General features: G+C 72.0%; 4 protein-coding genes. All 4 read left to right on the forward strand.

The annotated features are described in order from the left end of the window. Window positions 1-441: 441 nt before the first annotated feature. On the forward strand, window positions 442-1,959 hold the full coding sequence (locus E1295_RS31700; RefSeq protein WP_132636029.1) for an acyl-CoA carboxylase subunit beta: 1,518 nt from the start codon (window positions 442-444) through the stop codon (window positions 1,957-1,959). Next, the gene (locus E1295_RS31705; protein WP_132636008.1) at window positions 1,956-2,207 is read left to right on the forward strand and encodes an acyl-CoA carboxylase epsilon subunit; all 252 of its coding nucleotides are present in this window, start codon (window positions 1,956-1,958) and stop codon (window positions 2,205-2,207) included. The genes E1295_RS31700 and E1295_RS31705 overlap by 4 nt, the downstream gene beginning before the upstream one ends. Before the next feature lie 28 nt (window positions 2,208-2,235). Next, complete coding sequence (locus tag E1295_RS31710; RefSeq protein WP_246064463.1) at window positions 2,236-2,994, forward strand: thioesterase II family protein; 759 nt, start codon at window positions 2,236-2,238, stop codon at window positions 2,992-2,994. Between the two features lie 37 nt (window positions 2,995-3,031). Further along, the coding region (locus tag E1295_RS51985) for a type I polyketide synthase (RefSeq protein ID WP_132636011.1) at window positions 3,032-8,618 on the forward strand (5,587 nt) is incomplete at its 3' end.

The following is an 8,618-nucleotide window of genomic DNA, read 5'->3' on the forward strand; positions in this document are numbered from 1 at the left end:
GATTTCAGGTTGCCGAGCGGCACCAGTATTCGCGACGCGAGAAGCGTGGGGTAACCCCTATGCCCCACTAGACGTGCCGCTTCGCCGCCGGCCATGCAGGCGCGCATGGGCAACCCTTATCGCCCCCCTCAACCGGGGCGGCCGCACCGCGTTGAATTCCCGGCCGGTCCCCAGGAATGGCGTGCTTTCTCCTCGGTCGCCGTCCAGGGGATTCCGTAGGGGAATGCAGGCGGATATTAGGGGGCGAATCCCGTAGCTGATCCGCGGCCCCATGGGCTGGAATGAAACGTGACTGGGGCGGGGCATCCGGGCACGCGCTCGAAGGGCGTGTCAGCTGATATCCCGCTCATAGGCCGAGAGGATATACGCAACGTGACTCTGACCACAGAACGCGGCTTGGAACCGCCTCTCTCCCTGCGGGAGCGGGTGGCCGAACTCGGCATGATCAAGGATCAGGCGCGCGGCGGGGAAGCTCGGCCTGCCAAGGACCCGCAGCGGGCCAGGGGCAAGCTCACCGTCGACGAGCGGCTCGACCTGCTCTTCGACCCCGGCACCTTCACCGAGATCGAGCCGCTGCGCCGGCATCGCGCCAGCGGCTTCGGCATGGAGAACCGGCGGCCCTACACCGACGGCGTGATCACCGGCTGGGGCAAGGTGCACGGCCGTACCGTCTTCGTCTACGCGCACGACTTCCGCATCTTCGGCGGCTCGCTGGGCGAGGCGCACGCCCAGAAGATCCACAAGCTCATGGACCTGGCCATGACGACCGGCGCGCCGCTCGTCAGCCTCAGCGACGGCGCCGGCGCCCGCATCCAGGAGGGCGTGACCGCGCTCGCCGGCTACGGCGGCATCTTCCAGCGCAACGTGCAGGCCTCCGGGGTCATCCCGCAGATCAGCGTGATCCTCGGTCCCTGCGCGGGCGGCGCCACCTACTCGCCGGCGCTCACCGACTTCACGTTCATGGTCAGCGGCATCTCGCAGATGTACATCACCGGCCCCAACGTGGTCGAAGCGGTCACCGGCGAGAAGATCAGCCATGACGAGCTCGGCGGAGCCCAGGTGCACGGCACCGTCTCCGGCGCCGCCGGCTTCGTCTACGACAACGAGACCGACTGCCTGGAGGAGGTCCGCTACCTCCTCTCGCTCCTGCCCGCCAACAACCGCGAGTCGCCGCCCGACCTGGCCACCGCCGACCCCGCGGACCGGCGGTGCGAGGCGCTGCTCGACATCGTGCCCTCGGAGCTGAGCCGCTCGTACGACATGCGCGAGGTCCTGCACGAGATCGCCGACGACGGCGACTTCTTCGAGGTCCACAGCACGTGGGCCACCAACGTGGTCTGCGCCCTGACCAGGATCGACGGCCAGGTCGTCGGCATCGTGGCCAACCAGCCGGCCTCGCTGGCGGGCGTGCTGGACATCAACGCCTCGGAGAAGGCGGCCCGGTTCGTGCAGTTCTGCGACGGGTTCAGCATCCCGCTCGTCACCCTGGTCGACGTGCCCGGCTTCCTGCCCGGCCGCGACCAGGAGCACGCCGGCATCATCCGGCACGGCGCCAAGCTGCTGTACGCGTACTGCAACGCCACCGTCCCGCGCATCCAGGTCATCCTGCGCAAGGCGTACGGAGGGGCGTACATCGTGATGGACTCCCGGTCCATCGGGGCGGACCTGTCGTTCGCGTGGCCGACGAACGAGATCGCCGTCATGGGCGCGGAGGGCGCCGCGAACGTCGTGTTCCGCAAGGAGATCGCCGCGGCCGACGACCCCGACTCGGCCCGCGTCCGGCTGATCAGGGAGTACCGGCAGGAGCTGATGCACCCCTACTACGCCGCTGAGCGCGGGCTGGTCGACGACGTGATCGACCCGGCCGAGACCAGGGCGGTTCTCGCGCGTTCGCTGGCCATGCTGCGCGCGAAGACCGCCAAGGTGCCCTACCGCAAACACGGAAACCTGCCGATGTGATGGGGGGCGACGGCGCGGTGTTCAGGTTCGTACGCGGCGAACTGGACCAGGAGGAGCTGGCCGCGGTGGTGACGGCGCTGCTGCACCGCCTCCGGCCCGGCGTGCAGGAGCCGAACGCCCCGCCCCGGCCCGCGACGAGGGCGGGCGAGCGGGACGGCCGGTCCTGGCGCGGCGGCCCCTCCTCCCGGCCGCCCGCCTGGGACGAACCGCACACATTCCAGGCCCCCAACTCCTGGTCGCCAGGGTGAGTGCGGACATCAACGGAAGGAAGACCCAGTGATCACCGAAACCGGAACGTGGGTGCGGCGCTTCTTCGCCGCGCCGGCCGGCCGTGACACCGCCACGCGCCTGATCTGCTTCCCGCACGCGGGCGGCTCGGCCTCCTATTTCCACCCGGTGGCCAAGCAGCTGACGCCGCGGTTCGACGTGCTGGCGATCCAGTACCCGGGGCGGCAGGAACGCCGCCACGAGCCGTGCATCGACGACATCGGCGAGCTCGCGGACCGGGTCACGGCGGAGATCGTGCCCCTGGCGGACCGGCCGATGGCCTTCTTCGGGCACAGCATGGGCGCCGTCGTCGCGTTCGAGGTGGCCAGGAGGCTGGAGGAGCGGGACCTCGCGCCGCGGGTGTTGTTCGCCTCCGGTCGGCGCGCGCCTTCCTGCGTACGGGTCGAGACCGTGCACAAGGAGGGCGACCAGGCGCTGCTCGCGGAGGTGCGCCGGCTCGGCGGCACCGACGTGCGCATGCTGGCGGACCCCGAGCTGCAGAGCATGATCCTGCCGTCGCTGCGCGGCGACTACACGGCCATCATGACCTACCGCTGCACGCCCGGCGCCACGATCGGCGCACCCGTCGTCGTCCTGACCGGTGACCGCGACCCCCACGTCAGCACCGACGAGGCGGCGCGCTGGAAGGAGCACACGACCGGCGCGTTCGACCTGCACGTCTTCAGCGGCGGTCACTTCTACCTGAACGACCACGCCGCCGCGGTCATGCGGACGATCACCGAGAACATCCCCGCCGCCCAGGCGTAGATCCCCCTTTCGGTAGCACGAAGAGTACGAGGCGAGAATGGCTGCGAACGACACCAAGCTCATCGAGGCCCTGCGTTCCTCCTTGAAGGAGACGGAACGGCTGCGTGCGCAGAACCGTTCTCTTGCCGAGGCGGCGCGCGAGCCGATCGCGATCGTGGGAATGGCCTGCCGGTTCCCCGGCGGGGTGCTCTCACCCGAGGACCTGTGGAATCTGGTGGACTCCGGCCAGGACGCGATCGGCGAGTTCCCCGCCGACCGTGGCTGGGACCTGGACAGGCTCTACGACCCCGACCCGGACAGCCGTGGCACGACGTATGCGCGGCACGGTGGTTTTCTGTACGAGGCGGGGGAGTTCGATCCGGCGTTCTTCGGGATCTCGCCGCGTGAGGCGCTGGCGATGGATCCGCAGCAGCGGTTGTTGCTGGAGACGTCGTGGGAGGCGATGGAGCGGGCCGGTATCGATCCCGCCGGGTTGCGGGGCAGCCGGACCGGCGTGTTCGCCGGGGTGATGTACCACGACTACGCGCCCACCTCCGTGCCTCAGGAGCTGGAGGGCCTGGTCGGCACCGGCAACTCGGGCAGCATCGCGTCCGGGCGGGTGTCGTACACGTTCGGGTTCGAGGGTCCGGCGGTGACGGTGGACACCGCGTGCTCGTCGTCGCTGGTGTCGCTGCATCTCGCGGTGCAGGCGCTGCGGTCGGGCGAGTGCGACCTGGCGCTGGCCGGCGGCGTGACGGTCATGGCGACGCCGGGGACGTTCGTGGAGTTCTCGCGTCAGCGTGGGTTGTCGCCGGACGGTCGGTGCAAGGCGTTCGCGGCCGGTGCCGACGGCACGGGGTGGGCCGAGGGCGTCGGCATGTTGCTGGTGGAGCGGTTGTCGGATGCGCGCCGGCATGGTCATCGGGTGCTGGCGGTGGTGCGGGGCAGTGCGATCAACCAGGACGGTGCGAGCAACGGGTTGACGGCTCCGAATGGTCCGTCGCAGCAGCGGGTGATTCGTCAGGCGTTGGCGAACGCGGGTCTGTCGGCGGGTGAGGTGGACGCGGTCGAGGCTCATGGGACGGGCACGTCGCTGGGTGACCCGATCGAGGCGCAGGCGTTGATCGCGGCCTATGGTCAGGAGCGGGATCGGCCGTTGTGGCTGGGGTCGTTGAAGTCGAACATCGGTCATGCGCAGGCGGCTGCGGGCGTCGGTGGTGTGATCAAGATGGTGATGGCGTTGCGGCACGGGACGTTGCCGCGGACGTTGCACGTGGATGAGCCGTCGCCGCATGTGGATTGGTCTGCGGGTGCGGTGGAGCTGTTGACCGAGGCCCGTACGTGGGACGAGCTCGACCGCCCGCGCCGCGCCGCCGTCTCCTCCTTCGGAGTGAGCGGCACCAACGCCCACGTGATCATCGAGCAGGGTGACGAGGACGAGGCCCCCACGGGCGACGCCGCGGCCCTGCCGGTGCTGCCCTGGATGATCTCGGCCAAGAGCCCTGAGGCGCTGGCCGGTCAGGCCCGGCGGCTCACCTCGTGGGCCGAGCGGCACCCGGAGGCGGACCCGGCCGGGGTCGCCTGGACGCTGGCCGGCGGCCGCAGCGTGCTGGAGCACCGGGCGGTCGTCGTGGGCGCCGACCGCTCAGAACTGCTGGCCGGGCTTGAGGCGCTGGCCGAGGACCCCTCGGCCGCGATCTCGGGCAGCGGCTCCGGCGGGAAGGTGGCGCTGCTGTTCGCCGGGCAGGGCAGCCAGCGACTCGGCATGGGCAAGGAACTCGCCGAGGCGTTCCCCGTGTTCGGCGCCGAGCTGGACGAGATCTGCCGGGTGCTCGACCCGTTGCTGCCGCATCCCGTACGCGAGGTGATGTTCAGCGACCCCGAGGGGGTGCTGAACGAGACCGGGATGACCCAGCCCGCGCTGTTCGCCTTCGAGGTCGCGCTGTATCGGCTGCTGGCGTCGCTGGGCGTGCGGGCGGACGTGCTGGTCGGTCATTCGATCGGGGAGATCGCGGCCGCTCATGTGGCTGGGGTGTTCTCGCTGGAGGACGCCTGTGCTTTGGTGGCGGCTCGTGCCCGGTTGATGCAGGCGCTTCCTTCTGGTGGGGCGATGCTGGCGGTGGCCGCTGCGGAGGCCGAGGTGCTGCCGTTGCTGGCCGGTCGTGAGGATCGGGTGGGGATCGCGGCGGTCAATGGTCCGGCTGCGGTGGTGGTGTCGGGTGACGAGGCGGCGGTCGCGGAGATCGAGGGCCTGGTGGAGGCGCGGACCCGGCGGTTGCGGGTGTCGCATGCTTTCCATTCGCCGTTGATGGAGCCGATGCTGGCGGAGTTCGCGCAGGCGATCGGCGGGATCACCTTCCACGAGCCTGCGGTTCCGGTCGTCTCGAACGTGACGGGTCGTCTGGCCGAGCCGGGTCAGCTGACCGACCCCGCCTACTGGGTCGAGCACGTACGCGGCGCCGTGCGGTTCGCCGACGGCGTCACCGCCGCCCGCGCGACCGGCGCCAAGGTCTGGATCGAGGTCGGCCCCGACGCCACCCTCACCGCGCTGGCCCAGCAGAGCGCAGGGGACGGCGTCTTCGTCCCCAGCACGCGCAAGGACCGTCCGGAGCCCCTCGCCTTCGTGCAGGCCCTGAGCCACCTGCACGTGCGCGGCGTGGCCGTCGACTGGGAGGCGTTCTTCGCCCCCGCTCACCCCTCGCCCGTGGACCTGCCCACCTACGCCTTCCAGCACCAGCGGTACTGGATCTCCGCCCGCTCCGGGGCCGGCGACATGGCGGGAGCGGGGCTGGCGGCGTTCGACCACCCCCTGCTGAGCGCGGTGACCGAGGTGGCCGGCGGCGAGTCCGTCGTGCTCAGCGGCCGCCTGTCCGTGGCCGCCCAGCCGTGGCTGGCCGACCACGCCGTCAACGGCACGATCCTGCTCCCCGGCACGGCCTTCCTCGAACTGGCGCTGCAGGCGGGCAACCAGGTGGACAGCCCCCTCGTCAAGGAACTCACCCTGCAGGCGCCGCTGCTGCTGCCCGCCGGCGGCGCACGCCAGGTGCAGGTGGTCGTCGGCGCCGCCGACGCCTCCGGCGCGCGGCCGATCGCCATCCACTCCCGCGCCGACGGCGACACCGCCGGCACGTGGACCCGGCACGCCGAAGGCGCGCTGTCCGCCGCCGCGCCCGCGCCCGCGGACGGGCTGGAGCAGTGGCCGCCGGCCGGCGCCGAGGCGGTCGACGTGTCCGGCGCCTACGACCTGCTGCTGGACATGGGGTACGAGTACGGGCCCGTCTTCCAGGGCCTCCAGGCCGCGTGGCGGCGGGACCAGGACGTGTTCGCCGAGGTCGAGCTGCCCGAGCAGGCGCACGCGGACGCGGCCAGGTCGGCGCTGCACCCCGCCCTCCTCGACGCCGCGATGCACGCCCAGCTGATCGCCGGTGACGGGCAGACGGTGCTGCCGTTCTCCTGGGCCGGTGCGCGGCTGCACGCGGCGGGCGCGAGCAGCGTACGGGTGCGGATCACCCGCCTGCGCGAGACCTCCATCGCGCTGACCATCGCCGACGCCGACGGCTCCCCGGTGTTGTCGGTCGACTCGCTCGCCGTCCGCCCGGTCACGGCGGACCAGCTGACCGCCGCCGGCAACGACCACTCCGAGGCGTTGTTCCGGGTGGAGTGGACCCCCGTCTCCGCCGCCGACACCGCCGAGCTCCGCGAACTGCCCGAGCTGGCCTCGATCGCCGAGGACACCGCCGTGCCCGACGCCGTCACGTACGTCGTGACCCCGCCGGAGGCGGACGTCCTCGACGCCGTGCACGGAACCGCCGCCGACGTCCTGAGCGCCGTGCAGGGATGGCTGGCCGATGAGCGGTTCGCGTCGTCGCGGCTGGTGGTGGTGACGCGGGGTGCGGTGGCCGTGGACGACGGTGATCGCGTGGACGTGTCGGTGGCGCCGGTGTGGGGTCTGGTACGGGCGGCCGAGGCGGAGAACCCGGGCCGGTTCGTGCTGGTGGACGTGGACGGCAGCGCCGAGTCGTGGGCGACGCTGGCCGGGGTGGCGGCCTCGGGAGAGCCGGAGGCGGCCGTCCGCGGTGGCCAGATCCGGGCGCCGCGCCTGGTGCGGGCCACGACCTCGGCGGGTGAGCCGGTGTTCGGGCCCGACGGGACCGTCCTCGTCACCGGCGGCACCGGTGGACTGGGCGCGCTGGTGGCGCGTCACCTGGTCACCGAGCACGAGGTCGCGAACCTGCTGCTGGTCAGCCGGCGCGGGCTCGACGCCCCGGGCGCGGCCGAGCTGGTCGCCGAGCTGTCCGAACTGGGCGCCTCGGTGGACGTCGCGGCCTGCGACGTGGCCGACCGCGACGCGCTCGCCACCCTGATCGCGTCCGTCCCCGCCGAGCGCCCGCTGCGCGGCGTGGTGCACGCCGCGGGCGTCAGCGACAACGGGCTGGTCGCCTCGCTGTCGGCGGAACGGCTGGACCGCGTGCTGGGGCCGAAGGCCGACGCAGCCTGGCACCTGCACGAGCTGACCCGCGACCTCGACCTGTCGGCGTTCGTGCTGTTCTCGTCCGCCGGCGGCTCCGTCCTCGCGGCGGGCCAGGCCAACTACGCCGCCGCGAACGTGTTCCTCGACGCCCTGGCCGCGCACCGGCGGTCGTCGGGCCTGGTCGCCACGTCGCTGGCGTACGGGCTGTGGGAGACCGACGCCGGCATGAGCGGCTCGCTGGGGGAGGCCGACTTCGAGCGCATGCGGCGTCAGGGCCTGCCGGCGTTGCCCGTGGACGAGGCGCTGGCGCTGTTCGACGCCGGGTCCGGCTCGGACACGGCGGTGCTGGTGCCGCTGCGCATCGACACGAGCGCGCTGGCCGGCCGGGGCTCGCGCCTTCCCGCGCTGCTGCGCGGGCTCGTACGCGGGTCCGTACGGCAGGTGGCCCGCTCGACCGGGTCCAAGCTGGCCCGCAGGCTCGCCGGGCTGGAGGGCGCGGAACGCGGCAGGATGTTGCTGCTGGAACTCGTCCGCAAGGAAGCGGCCAAGGTGCTGGGGCACGCCTCGGCGGACGCGGTGCAGCCCGACCGCGCCTTCCAGGAGCTCGGCTTCGACTCCCTGACGGCCGTCGAGTTCCGCAACCAGCTCACGGCCGCCATCGGCGTGCCGCTTCCGGCCACGCTCATCTTCGACTACCCGACCGCCGAGGCCATCGCCGACCACCTGGCCAGCCAGATGGCCGGCGGCCAGGCCGCCCAGTCCGCCGTCACCGCCGCGAAGACGGTCGACGAGCCGATCGCGATCGTGGGCATGGCGTGCCGGTACCCGGGTGGGGTGCTCTCTCCGGAGGACCTGTGGGAGCTGGTGGCGCAGGCCCGTGACGGGGTGGGCGAGTTCCCCGCCGACCGTGGCTGGGACCTGGACAGGCTCTACAACCCCGACCCGGAGAGCCAGGGCACCTCGTACACCCGTCAGGGCGGGTTCCTGTATGACGCGGCGGAGTTCGATCCGGGGTTCTTCGGGATTTCGCCGCGTGAGGCACTTGCCATGGATCCGCAGCAGCGGTTGTTGCTGGAGGCCTCCTGGGAGGCGATTGAGCGGGCGGGGATCAGTCCGGTGGGGTTGCGGGGGAGCCGGACGGGTGTGTTCGCGGGTGTGATGTATCACGACTACG

The sequence above is a fragment of the Nonomuraea mesophila genome (genome assembly GCF_004352805.1).
In the GTDB taxonomy this organism is placed as follows: Bacteria; Actinomycetota; Actinomycetes; order Streptosporangiales; family Streptosporangiaceae; genus Nonomuraea; species Nonomuraea longispora.